This is a genomic window from Shigella sp. FC1967, from assembly GCF_001743005.1.
In the GTDB taxonomy this organism is placed as follows: domain Bacteria; phylum Pseudomonadota; class Gammaproteobacteria; order Enterobacterales; family Enterobacteriaceae; genus Proteus.
This window is the reverse complement of record NZ_MIIZ01001250.1, coordinates 1-446: the sequence shown is the minus strand read 5'-3', so window position 1 is coordinate 446 and position 446 is coordinate 1. Positions and strand designations below refer to the sequence as shown.

Genomic DNA, 446 nt, shown 5'->3' with positions numbered 1-446 from the left:
GGTTTCTGCACCCGATTCACTCAAATGTATAGAGAAAACATCTCTTACTGACATGATAGTACTACTTGCTTTCAATCTCTTTATTTGATCAGTTTCAGTCTCAATCACTTTAAAAGGCGTTAAATCAATTGTTTTACCTTTGTCAGAACTTAAATTTTCTAGCACCTTCTTGGTATTATCTAAAAGATCAACATTAATTATGCCTGCTGGTCTGCCCGTTTTTTTCTGCATAATGGGGCCAAAATCTTCATTAAACGCGGCTAACCACAAGTTACCTTTCTCAGTTTTTTGACTAAAATTGAACTTCATCGGATTGAATATTTTCTGACTCAGGCTTAGATTGTGTTGGTTTCTGCACCCGATTCACTCAAATGTATAGAGAAAACATCTCTTACTGACATGATAGTACTACTTGCTTTCAATCTCTTTATTTGATCAGTTTCAGT

1 protein-coding gene is annotated in these 446 nt (G+C 35.0%); it reads right to left on the bottom strand.

The annotated features are described in order from the left end of the window. Window positions 1–270, bottom strand: a 270-nt coding sequence (locus BHE89_RS20755) for a hypothetical protein (protein WP_141008354.1), incomplete at its 3' end; no start/stop codon positions are given. Window positions 271–446 lie beyond the last annotated feature (176 nt).